16 protein-coding genes are annotated in these 21,134 nt (G+C 47.6%); 9 read left to right on the top strand and 7 right to left on the bottom strand.

Annotated features, from left to right (window positions below):
* Positions 1–27: 27 nt before the first annotated feature.
* The gene (gene hydG / locus ACH59B_RS14375; RefSeq protein ID WP_031461643.1) at positions 28–1,440 is read left to right on the top strand and encodes a [FeFe] hydrogenase H-cluster radical SAM maturase HydG; all 1,413 of its coding nucleotides are present in this window, start codon (positions 28–30) and stop codon (positions 1,438–1,440) included.
* Positions 1,441–1,539: 99 nt separating this feature from the next.
* On the opposite strand, the gene hydF is transcribed toward hydG, so the two are convergent.
* The 7 genes from hydF to ACH59B_RS14340 all read right to left on the bottom strand — a co-directional run bounded on the left by hydF (position 1,540) and on the right by ACH59B_RS14340 (position 9,879).
* Positions 1,540–2,793, bottom strand: coding sequence for a [FeFe] hydrogenase H-cluster maturation GTPase HydF (hydF, locus tag ACH59B_RS14370; protein ID WP_330707620.1), 1,254 nt, complete (start codon positions 2,791–2,793; stop codon positions 1,540–1,542).
* On the bottom strand, positions 2,780–4,228 hold the full coding sequence (locus tag ACH59B_RS14365; RefSeq protein ID WP_330707621.1) for an aspartate ammonia-lyase: 1,449 nt from the start codon (positions 4,226–4,228) through the stop codon (positions 2,780–2,782). The genes hydF and ACH59B_RS14365 overlap by 14 nt, the downstream gene beginning before the upstream one ends.
* Before the next feature lies 1 nt (position 4,229).
* Positions 4,230–4,820 carry a 4Fe-4S dicluster domain-containing protein gene (locus ACH59B_RS14360; protein ID WP_016822146.1) on the bottom strand — a complete coding sequence of 197 codons (591 nt, stop codon included), beginning with the start codon at positions 4,818–4,820 and terminating at the stop codon, positions 4,230–4,232.
* Positions 4,821–4,889: 69 nt separating this feature from the next.
* Complete coding sequence (locus ACH59B_RS14355; RefSeq protein ID WP_404301892.1) at positions 4,890–6,392, bottom strand: [FeFe] hydrogenase, group A; 1,503 nt, start codon at positions 6,390–6,392, stop codon at positions 4,890–4,892.
* Between the two features lie 32 nt (positions 6,393–6,424).
* Positions 6,425–7,054 carry a 4Fe-4S dicluster domain-containing protein gene (locus ACH59B_RS14350; RefSeq protein ID WP_404301890.1) on the bottom strand — a complete coding sequence of 210 codons (630 nt, stop codon included), beginning with the start codon at positions 7,052–7,054 and terminating at the stop codon, positions 6,425–6,427.
* A complete protein-coding gene (gene fdhF / locus ACH59B_RS14345) occupies positions 7,051–9,213 on the bottom strand; it encodes a formate dehydrogenase subunit alpha (RefSeq protein ID WP_102999096.1) in 2,163 nt (720 codons plus the stop codon). Before fdhF ends, ACH59B_RS14350 begins: the two co-directional genes overlap by 4 nt.
* Before the next feature lie 129 nt (positions 9,214–9,342).
* Positions 9,343–9,879, bottom strand: a complete 537-nt coding sequence (locus tag ACH59B_RS14340; protein WP_225164765.1) for a hypothetical protein — start codon at positions 9,877–9,879, stop codon at positions 9,343–9,345.
* 338 nt (positions 9,880–10,217) lie between these two features.
* Here ACH59B_RS14340 and ACH59B_RS14335 point away from each other — a divergent pair, with 338 nt between their 5' ends.
* From ACH59B_RS14335 to ACH59B_RS14300, 8 genes are all read left to right on the top strand, one after another.
* Positions 10,218–13,070: an alpha-amylase family glycosyl hydrolase gene (locus tag ACH59B_RS14335; RefSeq protein WP_404301887.1), complete on the top strand. Its 2,853-nt coding sequence runs from the start codon at positions 10,218–10,220 to the stop codon at positions 13,068–13,070.
* A 382-nt stretch (positions 13,071–13,452) separates the two neighbouring features.
* Positions 13,453–14,877: a 3-isopropylmalate dehydratase large subunit gene (leuC, locus tag ACH59B_RS14330; protein ID WP_017427582.1), complete on the top strand. Its 1,425-nt coding sequence runs from the start codon at positions 13,453–13,455 to the stop codon at positions 14,875–14,877.
* 21 nt (positions 14,878–14,898) lie between these two features.
* A complete protein-coding gene (gene leuD / locus ACH59B_RS14325) occupies positions 14,899–15,501 on the top strand; it encodes a 3-isopropylmalate dehydratase small subunit (RefSeq protein ID WP_016822140.1) in 603 nt (200 codons plus the stop codon).
* Positions 15,502–15,732: 231 nt separating this feature from the next.
* The gene (locus ACH59B_RS14320; protein ID WP_404301884.1) at positions 15,733–17,307 is read left to right on the top strand and encodes an N-acetylmuramoyl-L-alanine amidase; all 1,575 of its coding nucleotides are present in this window, start codon (positions 15,733–15,735) and stop codon (positions 17,305–17,307) included.
* 294 nt (positions 17,308–17,601) lie between these two features.
* Positions 17,602–19,101 (top strand): N-acetylmuramoyl-L-alanine amidase family protein, encoded by a 1,500-nt coding sequence (locus ACH59B_RS14315; RefSeq protein ID WP_017427585.1) that lies wholly within the window; start codon positions 17,602–17,604, stop codon positions 19,099–19,101.
* A gap of 49 nt (positions 19,102–19,150) precedes the next feature.
* Entirely contained in the window at positions 19,151–19,801 is a 651-nt protein-coding gene (locus ACH59B_RS14310) for a GerMN domain-containing protein (RefSeq protein WP_025365091.1), read from the top strand.
* Positions 19,802–20,014: 213 nt separating this feature from the next.
* The gene (nth, locus tag ACH59B_RS14305; RefSeq protein WP_025365090.1) at positions 20,015–20,689 is read left to right on the top strand and encodes an endonuclease III; all 675 of its coding nucleotides are present in this window, start codon (positions 20,015–20,017) and stop codon (positions 20,687–20,689) included.
* Between the two features lie 67 nt (positions 20,690–20,756).
* Positions 20,757–21,029, top strand: coding sequence for a hypothetical protein (locus ACH59B_RS14300; protein WP_013310628.1), 273 nt, complete (start codon positions 20,757–20,759; stop codon positions 21,027–21,029).
* Positions 21,030–21,134: the final 105 nt, after the last annotated feature.

Genomic DNA, 21,134 nt, shown 5'->3' with positions numbered 1-21,134 from the left:
TAACCATAAATAAGGAGATGGGTATACGTGAGTGGAGTACGGGAGAAAGTGTCGGCAGATTTTATTAATGAAGCAGAGATAATGGCCGCAGTGGAGCAGGGGAAACAAGAGGCAACAAATCGACAACGCATTTTGGAAATTTTAGAAAAGGGTAGAGCCTGCCGCGGGCTGAATGCAAGTGAAGCGGCGGCTCTTTTGCATGTAGATGATCCTGAATTATTGGAAGAGATGTTCAAATCTTCGCGGGCCGTCAAAGAGCAGATTTATGGCAACCGGATTGTGCTGTTCGCTCCTTTATATGTAAGCAACCACTGCGTTAATAACTGCGAATATTGTGGGTATAAGCATACCAATGATAGCTTTACGCGTAGCCGCCTGACCCCGGAGGAATTGGTGGAGGAGGTTAGAGTGCTTCAAGAACTGGGACACAAGCGACTTGTATTAGAAGCGGGGGAAGACCCAGTCCATTGTCCCATAGACTATATTGTCGATTGTCTGCGCCAGATCTATGAGGTCAAGGTAGATAACGGCAGCATTCGGCGGATTAATGTGAATATTGCATCCACAACCGAGGAGGACTATCGGAAGCTGGCAGAGGTAGGTATTGGTACGTATATTTTATTTCAGGAAACGTATCATCGGGAGAGCTATCGCAAATTTCATCTGCAGGGACCCAAACGGGATTATGATTGGCACACCACCGCAATGGATCGGGCCATGCGTGCGGGAATAGATGATGTGGGGATCGGTGTGTTGTATGGCTTGTATGATTTCCGCTATGAAACTGTAGCCATGCTGAAACATGCCGAACACTTGGAAGAAACCTTTGGCTGCGGGCCTCACACGGTCTCGGTTCCACGATTGCGTCCGGCTGAAAATGTAGACCTGGAGCGGTATCCGTACCTGGTCAACGATGATGATTTTATGAAAATTGTATCCGTTCTTCGACTGGCTGTCCCTTATGCTGGGATGATCCTGTCTACGCGCGAGGAGCCGGAATATAGAGACCGTGTCATTGGTTTAGGCGTGTCACAGATTAGTGCTGGATCAGCTACAGGCGTAGGCGCCTATGCAAAACAGGAGACGGAAGATAAGCCTCAATTTGAGGTGGGAGACCATCGCTCTCCATCGGAAATTATTAAAAGTTTGTGCCGTGGCGGATATATGCCAAGCTACTGTACAGCTTGCTACCGTGAGGGACGAACCGGAGATCGCTTCATGGAACTTGCCAAATCCGGACAAATTCACAATGTGTGCCAGCCGAATTCGCTGCTGACCTTCCAAGAATATCTACTGGATTATGGGGATGAGGAAGCACGTGAATTGGGAGCTGCTGCTCTACGTGAAAATCTGGAGCGTATACCACGTGAATCAACGCGCCGTTTGACGCTTGACAGACTTGAACGATTGGAAGCAGGCGAGCGCGATTTGTATTTTTAGCAATTGATAATCATAGCCTTTGAAAATAAAAAGCAGTCGCGTTGGAATCAGCGCGGCTGCTTTTGTATGTCTAGAGAAGAGAATATTAATGACGAGATTTTAAGAATAACTTCCTGCTTCAGCGGCTTGCTCCCAGGCCAGTATAGCAGATGGAAAGCATTCAATAGCCCGGGGGAAGACCCCCTGGACATAAGCGATAAACACACCATAGTTCACAATCGGCACGCCGGCCGCTTTCGTTTCAGACATTCGGTGAAGCATTGTACGCCGATTGAGCATACAGGCACCGCAATGAATAACCAATGCATATTCACTCAAATCATCAGGAAAGCTGGAGCCGGATGCATTCTCAATAATGAGGCGTTTACCTATCGTTTGACGGAGCCAACGTGGAATTTTCACTCGACCAATATCGTCAGATTGGCATTGATGAGTACAGGCTTCGGCAATGAGTACACGGTCTCCGTCCTTGAGACGTTCAATGGCTCTTGCACCTCGCACCAGTTCGTCCAGATCGCCTTTGTGACGGGCAAACAGAATGGAGAAAGAGGTAAGTGGTATATCCTTGGGCGTGTCGGCCGCGACTTTCATAAAGACCTGTGAATCGGTAATGACCAGGCTGGGCTTGCGTCCCAGTCGCTCCAGCGTCAAACGTAGCTCATGCTCTTTGGTCACGACAGCGATGGCATCGCTCTCTAGCGTATCACGGATCGTTTGCTGCTGCGGCAGAATCAATCGGCCCTTTGGCGCAGCTTTATCAATGGGAACCACCAGCACGACCAGATCGCCGGGTGACAACAGGTCACCTACGATACGAAAGCGATCTTCGTTTTGGGGGAGTGTATTTGTGATGGCCTTTTTCAGTTCTGCGTCCCCTCGGAGCACAGATGCACTGAAAGGAATCAGTGCGAGATTCAATTCGGTCTCCAGCGTTGCAGCCATTGGATCTGATTCAGCAAGGGTATCTATTTTATTTAGTACACCAATGACAGGAATCTTTTTGGTGCGTAGCTTCTCGAGCAGCTCGTACTCGAATGGTCCGACTCCAACAGTGGCGTCGATGACCAGCAGAGCCAAGTCTGTACTATTAAGTATTTCTAGCGTTTTGTTGCGGCGCAACTCCCCGATCTCACCCTCATCGTCCAGTCCGGCGGTATCCACCAGAACAATGGGACCCGCAGGAAGTAGCTCCATCGGCTTGAAAACGGGGTCCGTAGTCGTTCCTCCTATAGGTGATACCACAGCGGCGGGCTGGCCGGTCAAGGCGTTCAGAATGCTGGATTTGCCTGCATTTCGGCGACCAAGCAGAACGATATGTGGTCGGTTACTTCTTGGGGTATCATTCATTCCCATGGTGAGTTCCTTCTTCCTGCCCCGGAATTCCGGGCTTGGTTACGGTATAGGGATGGCACAATTGGTCAATCCGCGCACGGGTCAGCTGACCGCGATCCTCTGCAATATCCTCTGGTGTGCGACCCTGTGCAATGGCTGCTGATGCAATGGAAGCAGCTTCATCATAGCCAAGCTCAGCGACCAGCGCTGAGGCCATCACAGCTGAGCTGTGCAGATTAGCAGAGCAGCGTTCCTCCTGTACGATCAGACCGCGCACACACCGTTCCTCGAACAGTTGAACGGCATTGGTGAGAATATGCAGCGATTCGAGCAGCGATTCGGCAATCAACGGCAGGAACGCGTTCAGCTCCAGCTGTCCAGAGGCAGCAGCCATCGTGATAGCCGCATCATTGGCCATCACGCGCATCGCTGTCAATCCGGCCATTTCTGCCATCACCGGATTGACCTTGCCTGGCATAATAGAGGAACCAGCTTGGACTGGGGGCAGCAGGTATTCACCGATACCACCGAAAGGACCAGAGGCTAGCAGACGAAAATCGCTAGATATTTTGAGCAGATTTACCGCGGCGGATTTAAGTAGACCTGACACCTCGACGAAGACATCCATATTTTGAATCGGGTCCATGGGGTGGTCACTACGGCATAGCCCTAATCCAGTCTCGTCCGCCAGCTTTTCGACCATTCGGTAGCTGTAAGCCCGAGGCGCATTCATACCTGTGCCAATCGCCGTGCCTCCAATAGGGATTTCTCGTAGCCGCTCTTCGGCTTTATAGAGGCGCCAACGGTCACGCCCTATAGCTTTTGCGTAGGCGCCAAAGCCTTGCCCGGCCATCATAGGCAGGGCATCCATTAGCTGTGTGCGGCCTAGCTTGAGCAGGTCGGCATATTCTATTTCTTTTTGCTGTAAAGCATTTTGTAACGAAGACATCGTGTCACACAAAGGGCGCAGCAGGCGTATCGCTGCAATTCGTAGCGCCGTCGGATATACATCATTCGTAGATTGGCAGCAGTTCACATCATCCAGCGGATGTACAAGCTCATATTGTCCTGGCTGCCCCCCTAGCTGTACAATGGCCAAATTAGCAATGACCTCATTTACGTTCATATGGGTACTGGTGCCTGCGCCGCCTTGCATGGCATCCACGGTAAACATATCTAGATGCCGTCCTGCGAGTAATTCATCGCAGGCATTTACAATGGCAGAGACCCGGTGGGCAGACAACCGGGTCTGGTCACCATTCACTTGAGCGGCGGTTTTTTTTACCAACACAAGAGCGTGAATCAGATTTCTGTTCACGGGCCTGCCGCTGACTGCAAAATTGTTCATCGCACGTGCGGTATGAATACCGTACAAGGCATCCATAGGAATTTTCATGTCTCCTAGTGCATCCCGTTCGGTCCGCATAACTTTGACCAGAGGAGAAGACGGAGTCATGTTATAGACCCGTCGCCGGAATGCGTGTCATATGCAGCAGCTGACGTGCACTTGCAGCTCGTTTTTCCTCAACCCGGGCATGAACCAGATCTGGTTCGACCAGCTTGAGGGCTTGAGTTGGACATTTTCCAATACAGGCCGGTCCGCCGTCCACACCTTCGCACAAATCACATTTGCTGGCAATCATGCGTTCTTTAGGTTGCAAACGACCCGACACATTGGTGTACAGTCCGTCTTGCACGACCGGCTGCCCGTCTCTGTATTGAGGCACCATGGTAATCGCACCGTAAGGGCAGGCGATCATACAGGTTTTACAGCCAATGCAGCTTTCGCTATTAATAAGAATGCAGCCGTCTGCGTTCGTAATGGAGCCGTTCGGACAGGCATTAGCACATGGAGCATCCTCACAGTGACGACACTGAACAGGTGCAGTGACTCCAAATGATTTGATCACCTGAAGGCGAGGGTGAAAATGAAACTCGTCATCTGGCGAGATAAAAGGGTTCTCCGGCGAATGTGCGATAACACAGGCGATTTCACAGGTGCGACAGCCGATACACTGATCGGGATCAGCTAAAACAAAGCGATTCATACAACTCGACTCCTCTCTAACTAACAGCAAAATATAATTTCTAATGATCATACTTATGTGTTGAGCGTACTAATGAATGGAATAATCGTTATGCCCTTTGACGGGCATATCATTGCTACGGCTCTGCTTGCCGGGTCCACGCTTTTGGAAGGTCGTGTGCAGCAGATGGTGCGATACATGACCTAGCGGCTCACCCAGAAATTCATCGTACAGCTTGATGATAAAAGGATTCTCATGCGATTTGCGCACCTGAGATGCAGCATCATGTCCGTAGATGGACGATTTACGCGCACGATAAGCCTCGATTTTTTGTTTTTCCAACATGAGCTTGGGTTGCCCTCCTCCGCTGATACAGCCGGCTGGACAGCCCATGACCTCAATAAAATGATAATCACATTCACCCGCCTGCACACGATCCAGGAGTTGGTAGGCATGTTGGAGTCCAGCAACGACTGCCACCTTGAGCTGCAGCTCGCCCACCTGTACCTCTGCTACTCGAATGCCTTCCTCGCCACGGACAAAATCCAGCTGGAGCTTGGGTAGCTTCTCATTCGTCAGCAGCTCATAGCCTGTGCGGATGGCAGCTTCCATAACTCCCCCAGTTACCCCAAAAATAGTACCTGCTCCTGAATATTGTCCTAGCGGTGCATCAAATTCTTCATCAGGCAGGTTCATAAAATCAATGCCGTGCTGCTTGATCCAGTATGCCAGCTCACGCGTGGTCAGCACCTCATCCACATCACGATAACCGTCGGATTCCATTTCGGGACGATCGCATTCAAATTGTTTACAGGTACATGGCATGATCGCGACGCTGTAAATATTCGCAGGTTCCACCTCATCCAGCTGTGCACCATAGGTCTTGATCAGCGCTCCCACCATTTGCATTGGCGATTTGCAACTGGATAGATGGTCTAGCAGATCGGGGTATTCAATCTCGGCAAAACGGACCCAAGCTGGACAGCAGGATGTGAACATCGGTAACGGTCCACCCTCGGTTACGCGGCGAATCAGCTCAGTGCCTTCTTCCATGATAGTTACGTCAGCTCCGAAATTCGTATCATATACTCGATCGAAGCCGAGACGACGAAGGGCAGCGGCCATTTTGCCGGGCGTCAGGGTACCAAACGGCATACCAAATTCCTCTGCGAGTGACACGCGAATGGCTGGGGCGCACTGCACGATTCGAAGCTGTCCTGGCTTCTTCATCATGTCAGCTACCTTATTCAGGTTATAGCTATAATAGGCAGCAAATAGCGGTTCGCCGATGTCGGCAGGCATATCGCGTTCACGTATACGTTCCTGTCGTCTGATGGCGGCTGCCTGTGGGGATGAATTTGCCCAATCTGAGGCGTACACGCTGCATATTTGCACACATTGACCGCAAATAACACAGCGGTCTGCGTTCACGGTTTGAGGTTCTCCAGGCAGTCCCTCTATGGCATCTACCGGACAAACACCCGCACAGCGTCTGCATCCAGTGCAGAGCGTTGGGTCAATATGAATGACGGGGTCTGTAGAATCAGACGTCCTCATACAAGGAGGCGAAGAGATCTTGTCTGTTGTTGACATGTTTTTCTACCTTTCTGCGGCTGATTTTGACCTTACAGGCGTGGGAAAAAGACTTCCCGCCGAGGCTCTGGAGGCGAGTCGGATATACCATTGGCCAGCCGTAGCACATGATTTGGACAGGCTTCTACACAAGCAGGCTGTCCGTTCTCTGTTTCCGCGCACAAATCGCATTTGCTTGCCGCAGTGCGGGGAAGCGCGGTTCGATTTGCACGGTGAGTCAGGCCGGACTGCGTGATAACGTGCCCGGCTCGATAGACCGGAGACACCTCGATTGCCCCGAAGGGGCAGGCCAAAACACAGGAGGTGCAGCCGATGCATCGTTCCTCATCAATCATGACTACGCCGTCCTCCTGACGAATGGCCTGCACCGGGCAGGCATGTGCACAGGGGGCATTCTCACAATGCCGGCATTGCACTGGCACGTACGTATCCCCAGCTCGCACCACATACACCTTGGGCACTACAGGCACGCTGACGGTTCCGATCGAAGCGCCTATGCCACTCGCCTGACCGTGAACGGCAAAGCACGCCAGTTCGCAGGCTTTGCAGCCAATACATTGCCCGCCATCCGCAACAACGAAAGAGGAGGCAACAGCACTTGCTCTATTGGCTGAACCCATTCTGCTCGTCGAACGGTTCAGCGTGTTTCGTACGCCGCTCATCTTGTCACCTTGTCAGCTAGAACGGCTTCCTGGACGTTCATCTGTCTGCGAATCTTTTGGTACGATTCATGTACATCACGTTCAGCCTGCGCTTGGTCGGCAATCCGTTCCAACCGGATGGCGCAGTATTTCAATTCTGGGGTTTTGGATACCGGATCGAGAAAATCGGCGGTTAACTCGTTACATGCTCCGACCCACCAGTGATAGGTCATGTAGGTCGCACCTTTCTGCACACGGTCACTGATTTGTGCCCGTGCCATAATGCGTCCCCGACGCGAGGAGATAGCCACAATTTCGCCATCTAGAATGTTTAGATCTGCTCCGTCTTCCGGACTAATCTGAATAAATCCAGGCTCATCAGACAACTGGCGCAATGCACGGCAGTTACCAGTCATAGTACGTACGGAGTAATGGCCTACCTCACGTACTGTAGATAAGACAAGCGGGAATTGTGCATCCGGCTGTTCTTGTGGTGGTCGCCATTCGCAGGCGAATAATCGGCCTTTACCACTAGGTGTGGAAAATTGATTGCCTTTGTACAAATACGGTGTACCTGGATGATCCTCTGTAGGGCATGGCCATTGTACGCCGCCTTGTTCCTCCATTTTCTGATAGCTGGCACCAGCGAATAAGGGACTTAGGCTTCGCATTTCATCCCAAATTTCCTCTGTGTTTGCATAGGACATAGGGTAGCCCATAGCGGTAGCAACCTCGCTAATAATAGCCCAGTCTGGCTTTACATCACCCTGAGGCTCGACGGCCTTGCGGATGCGCTGAAAGCCACGGTCTGCCGAAGAATACACCCCGTCATGCTCGCCCCAAGCGGTAGAAGGGAGGATGACATCCGCATGCAGTGCCGTCTTGTTCATGAAAATATCCTGCACCACGACAAATTCCAATTTTTCCAGCGCTTCACGCAGCTCGGCAGCGTTCGGATCACTCTGTACAGGGTCTTCGCCGAAAATATAATAAGCCTTCAGCTTGTTCTCTTTCAGAATGAGATGCGGTACTTCTGTAAGTGAATATCCTTTTTTACGCGGTAGCTCAACACCCCATGCTTTTTCAAACTTTTTGCGAACTGCGGTGTCAATGACATCCTGGTAACCAGGATACACATTAGGTAATGCACCCATGTCGCAGGAGCCCTGAACATTGTTTTGTCCACGTACAGGTCCAATACCTACATTTGGCTTGCCCAGATTTCCGGTCAGTAGGGCAAGGGAAGCAAGCCCTTTTACCACATCAACAGCCTGTGAAAATTGACATACACCCATTCCGTACAGAATTGTAGCGGTAGGAGCCTTGGCATATTCCCTCATAGCCGCCCGAATGTCAGCCGCCTTGACACCTGTGATGCCTTCTGCATATTCGGGCGTATATTTTTTAATGCTATCTACGTATTCGGCAAAGCCTTCTGTGTTTGCTTCCACATATCTTTTGTCGTACAGCCCTTCATGCACTAGCACATGACCAAAAGCGTTCACCAAAGCCATGTTCGAGCCGCCTTTTAGAGGTAGCCACATATCTGAAATGCGGCCCGTTTCAGTCATGCGTGGATCACATACAATAATTTTGGCACCTCGTTGCTTGGCTGCTACGATGCGTCTTGCGACGATTGGATGCGTTTCGGGCGCGTTGTATCCAAATACGAATATGAGATCAGAGTGTTCAATTTCAGGAATAGAGTTGGACATAGCCCCGTCCCCGAGCGAGTAAGTCAAACCTGCTACAGAAGGGCCGTGGCATACACGAGCGCAATGATCAATATTGTTGGTGCCAATGACTGCCCGCATGAATTTTTGCATAACATAATTGGCTTCATTTCCCGGACCGCGTGCGGAGCCCGTCCCCATGATAGAGTCAGGACCATACTTTTCCTTAATTGCTGACAGTCGTTCGGCAGTATACTGAATGGCTTCATTCCACTCCACTTCCTCCATGACTCCATTTTTGCGAATCATGGGCTTGCGCAAGCGTGCAGTCAGAATCTGTGGATCATTCAGAAAATCCCACCCATAATGTCCTTTCAAACACAATGTTCCTTCATTTGTACGACCATTAGCCGGCTCTGCGCCAATTACCTGTCCTTTGTCCACTAGCAAATGAAGCTGACAACCGCTTCCGCAGTAGGGACATACTGTTAATACCTTGTCTGCCATGAGTGCAGCACCTCTTTTTATATGAAATAGATGAAACTCGTAACATGAAAAAAAGCCAATACAAAAATGCCGCTTCACGCTGCATCCTGTACTGGCTTATCCGCGAGCGAGGAGATAATCTCCTTCCCGCTAATCCAACCGGGGTATGTGTTGTAGTTCAAGAGTAATGATAATATGTCCGTCTCCATGGACGGAGGGGCAGACCTCCCAAGTGTAAGTGAAGGGACTGCCAAGTGTTTTTTCGGCTTCCCTCATAAACTCCTTTTCCAGATAAGGACGAAGGACGTTCCAGTAATCACTGACCTTTTCCACAGCGCCTTCATGAACGAGAATTTCGGACAGATTAGACAAAGTACCCTGGATCTCTACTGTAACTCGGAGTGGTGAGTTGAGAGAAACCTTAACGTTGTCCGGTCCTTTTCCTCGGTAATGCTTGACAATACATACGGCCAGCTTCCTGATGCGCTCACGGTATTCCAATTCGGTATTCAACATCTGGACACTCCGCTTCGAATCAAAATAAAGGCGTACTTGCCGCACATGCCAGACAGCCTCTGTAGCTAATTTAGAAAAGGAAGTAGACGTCCCAACCAAAATGGTCTGCCCAGCACGGCGTATCACTCTTCTATGGTAGAACAGGTTGACCCGGAAAGATGTGAAATTCATTACACCTAACCAAAATTTTACATAGTTTAGATTGGAGATAGGTGTGCTGGGAATTTAGCGAGCGAGGAAATCTACATACTAGCAAATACATTGACCGAGGAAAAGTATGGATGATATAATCAAAAAAGGAAAAATCATTGGGTATTATTGAGCCGTATTTAAATGGGCTTTTCTAAGTGCTAGTTTTGTAAGCGCGTACAATGATTATTTTCCCTACATAACACGGAGGAGGCGATCAATAGATTCATTTTATCCAAATAAGTGTCTTTCTTTTTTTTTTGTTTTTATGCAACCGGTTGCACGATTTACCCACTAAATTTTATCAGGAGGGTGTTAACTTGCTAAGAAAAAAAACAGGGAGTTTTATTTCTTGGTTGATTATATTGTCGCTTTGCTTGAACTTCTTCGGTTTACCTAGTGGTGCTTCGGCCAGTAATACAGATTATACAGCAACCTATATGAATTCCACAGTGAATGCTCTTCCATTGCCAACCGCATCGGCTGCTACTTCTACCGTTAGTGCAACATATGCACCTTTAGCAACACCTACAGCAACTCAAAACGGATTAACGGTTCACTTTAAGAAGCCTTCAAACTGGAATTCAACAATTCGAATCCATTACTGGAATTTGAATCCGTCAACCGTTCCGATTAGTGGGGCGTGGCCAGGAATTCTGATGAAGTCGGACGGAAACGACTGGTATAGCTATACTATTGCCGAGGCGACAGGCTCAAGTCTCATTTTTAATGACAGTAGTGGCAAACAGACGGCCGACTTGTCTCGCAGTGTGAAAGAGGGTTGGTATTACACGGATAATGTATGGTATGATGCCAACCCGGAAACTCCAAAAATTCCGGCGGTTTCCATCTCTCCCGTGCCGAAAACATACGATTCGGCTCAAACGGTAACGCTTTCCAGCACTAACAGTAGCGACAAGATTTATTATACGGTAGACGGTTCGACACCTACGACCTCCTCGACCTTGTATACCACTCCAATTCAGGTTGCTTCCTCTTTGACTATCAAGGCCATCGCCGTCAATTCAATCGGTCAAACCGGAAATGCATCCTCTTTCGATTATGCAATTGACCTGAATGCCGATCTGCAAGCTCCGACAATCACAGCGAATTTGCCTGCCGGGCATTCCGGTTCCTCTGTGACTGTATCCTTCAACCTGAAAGATAACAAGGCGGCAACGACCAAGGCATACTACACGGAGGATGGTACGGAACCGACCACAAGCTCAAAAGTCTACATCCTCGGTAACGCATTGGCCGGATTGACCGGACCATCCATCCTTATCTCCAAGACCACGACATTAAAATTTCTTGTTATAGACGGTGCTGGAAATCAAACCAAACAGAGCTTTGTTTATAATATTGGAGACAAAGGTGATTTTCGGGAAGACACTATTTACTTCGTGATTACTTCCCGGTTCTATGACGGTGATCCAAGCAACAATGTGCACGCATGGGATGATGCCAAGGCGCGTAATCCAGATTCAGACCCTGCTTGGAGAGGAGATTTTAAGGGGCTGATTCAGAAACTCGATTATATCAAAGCCCTCGGATTTAGTGCCATCTGGATTACACCTGTTGTGCAGAATGCCAGCGGTTATGATTATCATGGTTACCATGCTATAAATTTTGCCAAAGTAGACCCAAGGTATGAATCGGCGGGAGCTTCTTATCAGGATTTGATCAATGCGGCCCATGCCAAAGGGCTGAAGGTCATTCAGGACATCGTCGTCAATCATACCGGCAATTTTGGTGAAGAGAATCTGTACCCCATGTTTAGGAAAGATCCGGCTAAACCGGATACCGGTAACAACTTGGTGAAAACTACGGATAAGCTGCCGCCAAACTATGATTCCATGACACCCGATCAGCAGTATCAGGCAAGGCTCGCTCTAATGAAGAATACGGAAACGAACAATAACATTTACCATACAGAGAAAAGTCTTTCCTGGGAATCCTATACTGTTCAGACTGGTCAGATAGCGGGAGATTGCGTGGATTTGAATACAGAAAACCCTGCAGTTAACAAATATTTAATTGATACTTACAATCACTATATAGACATGGGTGTGGACGCTTTCCGTGTCGATACAGTGAAGCATGTGAGCCGGTATATTTTCAATAAATACTATATTCCTGCCTGGAAGACAAGAGGAGGCTCGGATTTCTATGTTTTTGGAGAAGTAGCCACCCGGTACAGAGATGTTTGGAACAGCGGAATTCCAGCGATCTCAACACCATTCTATACTTGGAAGGCTTCAAAATCGTATCCGGGCGATGGGAAAAATGACTATGCCTCTAATAAAATGTCGGTTGAACAAGAGTGGGCGGATAACTCTACTACAGCAGGACAGCCAACCTCGAACAATGCTTTCTTAATCGGCAATACCTATCATACACCTGACTATTCGAGGAAATCGGGCATGGATGTGATTGATTTCCCGATGCATTGGGCATTCAAGACCGCGCATGAAGCCTTTAATATGAGAAGTGGCGACCAATACTATAATGATGCTACGTGGAATGTAACCTATGTCGACTCGCATGACTATGCGCCTGATCAGGCTCCGGAAAATCAAAGATTTGCGGGCACACAAGACACTTGGGCCGAGAATCTCGATCTGATGTTCACCTTCCGCGGAATACCCGCCATCTTCTATGGCTCCGAAATCGAATTTCAAAAGGGGGCAGTCATTGATCCGGGTCCAAACGCACCGCTAAGCAAAACGGGACGGGCTTATTACGGGGATCACATAGAAGGCAGTGTTATGGTACAAGATTATGGCAAATACACAAACGCTACTGGCACGCTTGCGGAATCACTGAACCATCCTCTGGCGAAACATATCAGACAGCTAAATTTAATTAGAAGAGCTGTTCCTGCCTTGCAAAAAGGCCAGTATTCTACAGAGAATGTAACGGGCAATCTTGCGTTTAAAAGAAGATATACCGACAGCGCCAAAGGCATTGACAGTTTTGCGTTGGTCACGATTTCAGGTAATGCAACATTTTCCGGGATTCCGAACGGAACCTATGTGGATGCAGTGACCGGTGATTCCAAAACCGTTACGGATGGCAAAATCACCTTGACTTGCTCCGGTAAAGGAAATGCAAGGGTATATGTATTGAATGGCAGTGGTGGAATTGGAGAAACGGGAACCTATTTGAAGTAAACTGTCAGCGGAGGTTGACGTTGTACGATATGGAGAAACACTGAATCTCAAGGTTTAACAGAAAACTATAATGATATAAAAATAGAGTCATACCAAAGGTCGAAAGGAAAAATAACCCTCGGCCTTTGGTGTGTTAATCTTCCAAGATACATAGCTCTCGGGGCAAATGTTGGTTAGAAAACTAGGGGGATATATTTTTCTATCCTACCAACTTCACTCCCTGCCTCAATATTTTCTCTAGCACACTTATAGGTCAAGACTATCACTTCTATAGATATCATATCTTAGACCAATCAGACACGTCGTGGTATATTGTTGACATCCAAGAGAGAGCCGTACAGCTTCTCTCCACTAGGTTCGAAAAACACAGGGGTGAATATTGATGAGTAAAAAAACCATGTTCGAGAAAATTTGGGATAACCATGTCATCTATCAGGAAGCGGGCAAGCCGAGTATTTTGTACATTGATCTTCACCTCGTACATGAGGTAACTTCGCCGCAGGCGTTTGAAGGACTACGTCTTAGCGGGCGCAAGGTGCGTCGTCCAGAGCTCACGTTTGCCACAATGGATCATAATGTACCGACAAAAGATCGTTACAACATTACGGACCCGATTTCCAAGCAGCAGATTGATACATTAACTCAAAATTGCCGCGATTTCGGTGTCACACTATATGATCTGGATACGGTGGATCAAGGTGTCGTTCACGTTATGGGGCCTGAACTGGGTCTGACTCATCCGGGAAAAACGATTGTGTGTGGTGATAGCCATACCTCCACACACGGGGCGTTCGGAGCGCTCGCTTTTGGTATCGGAACTAGTGAGGTAGAGCACGTATTGGCAACGCAATGTCTCCAGCAAGCAAAAGCAAAAACGATGGAAGTTCGTTTCGTAGGGCGTCGCAAACCTGGTGTGACGGCAAAGGACATGATTTTGGGTGTCATCGCCAAATACGGTACAGATTTCGCTACAGGCTATGTTATTGAGTACACAGGTGAGTCCATCCGCGAGTTGAGCATGGAAGAGCGCATGACAGTGTGTAACATGTCCATTGAAGGCGGAGCCAGAGCAGGTATGATTGCACCGGACGAAACGACCTTCAACTACTTGCGTGGACGCGAGCATGTGCCGCAAGGAGCTGCTTTTGAGCAAGCAGTTGCTGAGTGGAAAGCACTTGTCACCGATGAAGGCGCCGAGTTTGATGTTGTGCTGGAGTTTGACGTAGATGCTTTGATACCGCAAGTAACCTGGGGCACCAGTCCGGGTATGGGGACTGATATTTCCTCAACCGTACCCATTCCGGCAGAATTGCCGACAGAAAACGAACGTAAAGCAGCTGAAAAAGCGCTTGAATATATGGATTTGAAGCCAGGTACACCGATCACGGATATTGCGATTGACTACGTGTTTATCGGCTCCTGTACCAACGGTCGGATTGAAGATTTGCGCGCTGCGGCCGAGGTAGCCAAAGGCTACAAGGTTTCTGACAAAGTCACGGCAATCGTCGTACCAGGTTCGGGTCGTGTGAAGATTCAGGCTGAAGAAGAAGGACTGGACGTCATTTTTCAAGAAGCAGGATTTGAATGGCGCGAAGCGGGTTGCAGCATGTGTCTTGCGATGAATCCAGATGTGCTTCAACCGGGACAGCGTTGTGCGTCAACTTCTAATCGCAACTTTGAAGGTCGTCAGGGACGCGGAGGACGTACTCACCTTGTATCTCCAGCAATGGCAGCCGCTGCGGCGATTCATGGACATTTTGTTGATGTACGGGATTGGAAATTCAAGCAGGAAGAAGTTGTCCGCTAGGATACGGAGGAGGAATTAACGATGGAAGCTTTCACAACTTTAAAAGGAATTGTAGCGCCTGTGGATCGGGTGAACGTGGATACGGATGCTATTATTCCTAAGCAATTTTTGAAACGAATCGAGCGCACAGGCTTTGGGCAGTTTTTGTTCTATGAGTGGCGGTTTGATGAAGCGGGCAATATTAATCCTGAATTTGAACCGAACAAGCCTCGTTATGCAGGGGCATCTGTTCTGATCTCTCGCGCCAACTTTGGTTGCGGCTCCTCCCGTGAGCATGCGCCGTGGGCAATCATGGACTATGGGTTCCGTTGTGTAATCGCACCGTCTTTTGCAGATATCTTCTATAATAACTGTTTTAAAAACGGTATTTTGCCGATCAAGCTGTCTGAAGAGCAAGTAGAGGAATTGTTCCAGCGCACGGCGAAGCATGATAATTACCAATTAAACGTAGATCTGAATGAAAAAACGATCACTGACGATTACGGTCTGCGTATTGAATTTGATCTGGATGAACATCGCCGTCAATTCCTGCTGCAAGGCTTGGATGATATTGGCTTGACCCTCCAGCATGAGTCTGAAATTCTGGCTTATGAGCAAAAACGTGCTGCGAAACAAGGAGCATAATGTTCATCTCCAGTCCAGCTTCATTATGAAGAAATATAGTTGATTTATTTGATAGACAAACAGCCCGTACTGGCAACTCTTTTGCCTGCGGGCTTTTATCATGTTTAGAAAATAAATTGGTAAATAAGGGGTTGACGGTTCGACTCATCATGGTATTGTAAATGTAAAATGGTTGAAGGACTATGTCTGTAAGTAGCACAAAAAATACATATATAAGTTAGGGGAATGAGGATGAAGAAATATGGTTGGGTGATACTAGCGGCTATTTTGATTTGGTTGTGGCCGTCCTCCCCTCATGTGAATGCGGCTGGAGCAGAATTGTTTTTGGATGGCAAAAGGGTGGAAGCGCCTGCAGATGCCAAGCCTGAAATGGTCAATGGTAAAGTCATGGTACCGCTCAGGGTGGTTGGGGAGCAGCTTGGATATCAGTTTAAGTGGGAACCTCAAGCCTATAAAATTTCAATACAAAAAAACAGTACCGATATGTCTATGTATGTAGGCCGTACATCGGCTGATGTGAACGGAAAAACAGTTAGTTTGGATGCACCACCTGTGCTGCGAGGCAGCTCGACCATGGTTCCATTGCGTTTTGTTGGGGAGCAAATGGGGTTAAAGGTGGATTGGAATAATGAAAATAAATCCGTAAATCTCAGTCAGAAGACTGCAACTCAACAAGCGAATAAACAGTCTCAATCCCAACAACCGTCGCAAACGTCAACACAGAGTCCAAAAAGCACAAATAAAACGTCTACAGCCACAGCGACGACAATAAATCCAGTTGAAGCAGACAAGCATACGGAAGTCGTACCATCAACATCCAAGGAGCAAAATGTAGAACAGACCACTGCAAATGCGGTGCTTGTACAAAACATTTCTTTTGAGAGTGAAACGCTAAAGATTTCTCTGAACAAAGATCTAACTCCTAAAGTATCCAAAATGACGGGACCTGACCGTATAGTTGTAGATTTACCGGAGGCTTCACTGTCGGCAGATCTTCTCCAGTTGTTCCCGGTTCGCAAGGATGGCACGCGGGCGTTGACAATTAGTGACAGTGAGGATGTACAGGAAATCAGATTTGCTCCTGCAGATGGAACAAAAGGAGGAGCACGTATTGTCATTGCTTTGAATCAGACACGTGATTACGATCTTTCGACTAATGGCGTAGGCGATATCACCCTTCAGTTGCGTGAACGTAGTGTGAATCCAGAGATAGTAGCACCAACGTATGTCGAAGGACGGCGAATCGTCGTAATTGATCCAGGACATGGTGGTAAGGACCCTGGAGCAGGCAGTGTGACTGGACGACATGAGAAGGAATTTACATTGGCTGTAGCGTTAAAGGTCCAGCAGCTTGCCCAAAATGATCCTGACATTCAAATTGTATTGACTCGCAATGGAGATACGTATCCTACACTGGATGAACGGCCACAGCTCGCTAATAATCAACAGGCCAGCGTGTTTGTTTCCATTCATGGTAACAGTATGCCGACCTCCAATAACGGAAAAGCTAATGGGTCTGAAACCTATTATGCACGTCAGGAAAGTTTAAGCCTGGCCACGATCATGCATAAGCATCTTGTAGCAGCAACTGAGTTTAAGGATAACGGCATTAAGGTGGCAAACCATGTGGTGACAAGAAAATCACAAATGCCTGCTGTACTGTTGGAATGTGGCTACCTTAGTAATCCGTCTAATGAAGCGGCCATGTTCACAGAAGAAACACAGCAGAAGATTGCCGAAGGTATTGTCGATGGCCTGAAGGAGTACCTTGGAACAGGCACAGGAATAACTGAAACATTCAACTAAGAAGGCGTGCAATAAAAGCTATTTTTTCACCTTTTGATGGAAATTCATGAGGGTGAAAAGTAGCTTTTTTATTTTACGGACCGTGACTTTTGACGGGAAGCGAATGGTCCATATTTTTAGTCAAAATTCGACAAAAATAGTTCTTTGGCACGTATATTTCTGTTATGATGGAATATATTCGCAACTTTTGGTGTGAGATAACGTCTATAAGGTTGTCTGATATTACATAAGCGCGTATATCAGGTCGCCGCACCGGAGCATGTGGCAAAAAAATTATGAATGGAAGGGTGACGAATGAAGAAATTTGGTTTTTTGTTGTTATTATTTGTCTTCATGTGGGCGGTTCCGGGTTATGGACATGCGGCTTCGAGTGGAACACAAATCTATCTCGACGATCAACAGTTAAGTGTCCCTAGTGGTGCTAAGGCACAAGTAATTGGCGGAAGTACGATGGTTCCGCTACGCGTAATTTCTGAAAATTTGGGATATGACGTGACATGGAAGCAGCAGGCGCGAACCATAACGATTGAGAAGGACAGTACCTCGATCCGAATGATAATCGGAAGTAAGACGGCGACTGTCAATGGAAGCGACATTAGTCTGGATGCTTCGCCTCTGCTGCGTTCCAATTATGCCCTTGTACCGCTTCGTTTTATCGGCGAGCAAATGGGACTGGACGTAAAATGGGACAGCAGCTCCAAGTCCGTAAAATTATATACCCGCAGTAGTGGGTCTGGAAACGGGGAATTTACACCTCCCAAGTCCGGAAATAACAGTACAGGTACAGGAAGTGTAACTGCGCCAACCAATAATGCCAGTTCAGGTGTGACACAGGTGCAGGGAGTCAGTTTCAGCCAAAACCGTTTAACGATCACAACAGCAAGTGCCGTCAAGCCGAAAGCGTTTACGATGACAGGCCCCGATCGGGTAGTGGTAGATTTGCCAGCGACTGCGTTTGCAGACAATTTCGGAGATCAGCAGAAGCTGGATAGCAACTTAAATGGTTCGTTGGACATTGAGAATGAAGCGGATGTGTCCGGTATCCGATATGCTTTATTCCAAAAGGAACCATCAACGGTGCGCGTTGTTATTGATTTGAAACATGCCATGAATTATACCGCATATAATGATGGATCGAATCGTGTTATCGTCGATCTGGCCTCCAAGGATTCAGTGAATACAACGCCAGATGCAACGTTACCGGATGGGTCACAGCCTGATGACACACAGACATCCCCGGTTAACAGCAATGGTAAAAAGGTCGTTGTTATTGATGCTGGACATGGAGCAAAAGATTCCGGGGCAGTTGGTATTTCGAGAAAAAATTATGAAAAGACCTTCAACCTGGCGATGGCCCTGAAAGTAGAAAGCATATTAAAACAAAACCCCAAACTTGAGGTTGTGTTAACACGTAGCGATGATACATTTTTGGAGCTTAAACAGCGCGTAAAAGTGGCTGAAAATCTTAAAGCCAACGTGTTTGTGTCCATTCATGCTAACAGTAGCGGTAGCTCAGCTTCCAACGGCACAGAGACGTATTACCAGCGTAGTGCAAGCAAAGCGTTCGCCAACGTTATGCATAAGTACTTTGCTCCTGCGACGGGTCTGACAGACCGAGGCATTCGTTATGGGAATTTCCATGTAATTCGGGAAACGACGATGCCAGCTGTTTTGCTTGAAGTAGGATATCTGAGTAATGCAAAAGAGGAAGCAACACTGTTTGATGAAGATTTTCAAAACCGGGTGGCTCAAGGGATTGCAGATGGAATCACAGAGTATCTCGACGTAAAATAAATCTTCAACAAATCGCTTGCCAACGTCAAGTAAGGAGGGGGACAGACATATGAACAAAAAAATCGTAATTGCAGGTCTGCTGGCACTGTTTGCCATTGCAGGTGCAGGGTGTGCCTCTAAGCAAACATCGGCTCCTGCGACTCCATCTCAGGAAACACAAACTTCAGCTGCACAAAATAGTACACCCGAACAGACGACCCCTGATCCATCAGCTCAGTCTGCTGAAAATAATGGAGCGAGTCAAACACCTGCATCTCCGTCGACGGAGCCTACAAAGACCAAGACAGACACGGAAAAGTCAGGAGATCGTCAAACACAGCAGATCACGGTGTACTACACGGATACACAAGAGAACGGCTTAAAAGAACAGAAAAAGGAAATTACCTATCCAAGCGAGCTGGAAAAATTCCAAAAAGCGTTTGAAGCTCTACAAAAGAGCGGTGATTCTGCTCTGGTTCCATTGTGGTCCGAGAAAATTACCGTGCATAAGATCAAATTGGATAACGGTGCATTGACCTTTGATATTTCCCTGCCGGATGAGGCTCGATTGGGAGCTGGCGGTGAGGAATTGGCTATCGATGCCTTGAAGCAAACGATGTTCCAATTCAAGGAAGTCAAAACGCTGGATTTGCTCGTAGATGGTCAATCTCTAGAGTCCTTAATGGGACATGTAGATTTGGAGCATCCTATGAGCCGCTAATCGATCAGACTGTATGAAAATTTCTTGGGAATTTACACACTTTTCACGTGCAATCTGTGACAGATAATGATAATATAGGAGTGTATTTCTCGCCTATGCAGGCAGTCATGCACAAATAGTATTCGTTTCTTTCCGGATGATTATTTAGAGTGACCGTCTTGATGCGGGCTATCCCGTATCAAGACGTTTTTTTTGCTAGGAGGTAGGATTTCCGTGAATGCAGCAACCGCACGTCATATATTGGACACCATCGGTACGATGTTTCCGGATGCCCATTGTGAGCTGAACCATGACAATGCTTTTGAATTAACGATTGCCGTGTTATTGTCTGCTCAATGCTCCGATCAGATGGTCAATAAAGTAACGGCAGACCTGTTTCAAAAATACAAGTCACCTGAGGATTATTTGGCAGTTCCTCTTGAGGAACTGGAGCAGGATATTCGTAGAATCGGCTTGTACCGAAACAAGGCCAAGCATATTCATAACCTCTGCCGGATTTTAATAGACCAGTACGGGGGAGAGATACCTTCGGAGCATGATCAGCTGGTCAAGCTACCTGGTGTTGGCCGCAAGACGGCTAATGTTGTAGTATCTACTGCCTTTGATGTACCAGCTATTGCGGTAGATACGCATGTAGAGCGCGTTTCCAAACGGCTCGGCTTTGCAGGGTGGGATGATTCAGTGCTTGAGGTGGAAAAAAAGCTGATGAAAAGGGTACCTAGGGATGAATGGTCTGTGACCCATCACCGACTCATTTTTTTCGGACGCTACCATTGCAAAGCTCAAAACCCTCAATGTCAGGTATGTCCATTGCTTGATGTGTGCAGGGAAGGCAAGAAACGTATGAAAACGTCTCTTATCAGAAAAGATAAGAAACGTAGAGCTTAAAGACCCGAATGACCTATAAAGGTAATAGAGGGTTTAACCATTTATGTGTAGAAAAGGATGAAGAGTAATGAAGTGCATTTCGGTATATACAGACAATTTTGAGGCGTTCTCCGATATTTTTGAGCAAATTGTAACAACAGAGTTTGCTGAAAACGAAGAGCGCGAGCTAGAGGGAATCACAGTTAGTCATTCTGGTGATGTACCCGAGCATTACTTGGAGCGTATGTCACAAAAGCCAGAAGTGGTTGTAATGAAGGATAAATCCCGTGGGATTACGATTTTACAGCATGGTCAAGTATTTGAAATTTTGCTGCCAGTGCTTGAGACTGCAGCTAATTAAGTGCAATTTGCGGACGACATGCGTTGCATGTTCCAGTGTAGGCGGCTCGGCTGGTCTAACCAGCCTGTAGACGCATATTAACACAAACCTTGAAGAACGTCATAA

The organism is Paenibacillus sp. DP01, assembly GCF_044784315.1.
Taxonomy (GTDB): domain Bacteria; phylum Bacillota; class Bacilli; order Paenibacillales; family Paenibacillaceae; genus Paenibacillus; species Paenibacillus polymyxa.
Note: the sequence above shows the minus strand (reverse complement) of the source record. Positions and strands in the feature narration are given on the sequence as shown.

Excerpts from the sequence above, each read along its gene's own strand:
- ACH59B_RS14355 (WP_404301892.1), bottom strand. The coding sequence starts at position 6,392 with ATGTCAACAACAGACAAGATCTCTTCGCCTCCTTGTATGAGGACGTCT.
- ACH59B_RS14360 (WP_016822146.1), bottom strand. The coding sequence starts at position 4,820 with ATGAATCGCTTTGTTTTAGCTGATCCCGATCAGTGTATCGGCTGTCGC.
- ACH59B_RS14320 (WP_404301884.1), top strand. The coding sequence starts at position 15,733 with ATGAAGAAATATGGTTGGGTGATACTAGCGGCTATTTTGATTTGGTTG.
- ACH59B_RS14300 (WP_013310628.1), top strand. The coding sequence starts at position 20,757 with ATGAAGTGCATTTCGGTATATACAGACAATTTTGAGGCGTTCTCCGAT.
- leuD (WP_016822140.1), top strand. The coding sequence starts at position 14,899 with ATGGAAGCTTTCACAACTTTAAAAGGAATTGTAGCGCCTGTGGATCGG.
- hydF (WP_330707620.1), bottom strand. The coding sequence starts at position 2,793 with ATGGGAATGAATGATACCCCAAGAAGTAACCGACCACATATCGTTCTG.
- fdhF (WP_102999096.1), bottom strand. The coding sequence starts at position 9,213 with ATGGCAGACAAGGTATTAACAGTATGTCCCTACTGCGGAAGCGGTTGT.
- ACH59B_RS14350 (WP_404301890.1), bottom strand. The coding sequence starts at position 7,054 with ATGAGCGGCGTACGAAACACGCTGAACCGTTCGACGAGCAGAATGGGT.
- ACH59B_RS14340 (WP_225164765.1), bottom strand. The coding sequence starts at position 9,879 with ATGAATTTCACATCTTTCCGGGTCAACCTGTTCTACCATAGAAGAGTG.
- leuC (WP_017427582.1), top strand. The coding sequence starts at position 13,453 with ATGAGTAAAAAAACCATGTTCGAGAAAATTTGGGATAACCATGTCATC.
- ACH59B_RS14310 (WP_025365091.1), top strand. The coding sequence starts at position 19,151 with ATGAACAAAAAAATCGTAATTGCAGGTCTGCTGGCACTGTTTGCCATT.
- ACH59B_RS14315 (WP_017427585.1), top strand. The coding sequence starts at position 17,602 with ATGAAGAAATTTGGTTTTTTGTTGTTATTATTTGTCTTCATGTGGGCG.
- ACH59B_RS14365 (WP_330707621.1), bottom strand. The coding sequence starts at position 4,228 with ATGACTCCGTCTTCTCCTCTGGTCAAAGTTATGCGGACCGAACGGGAT.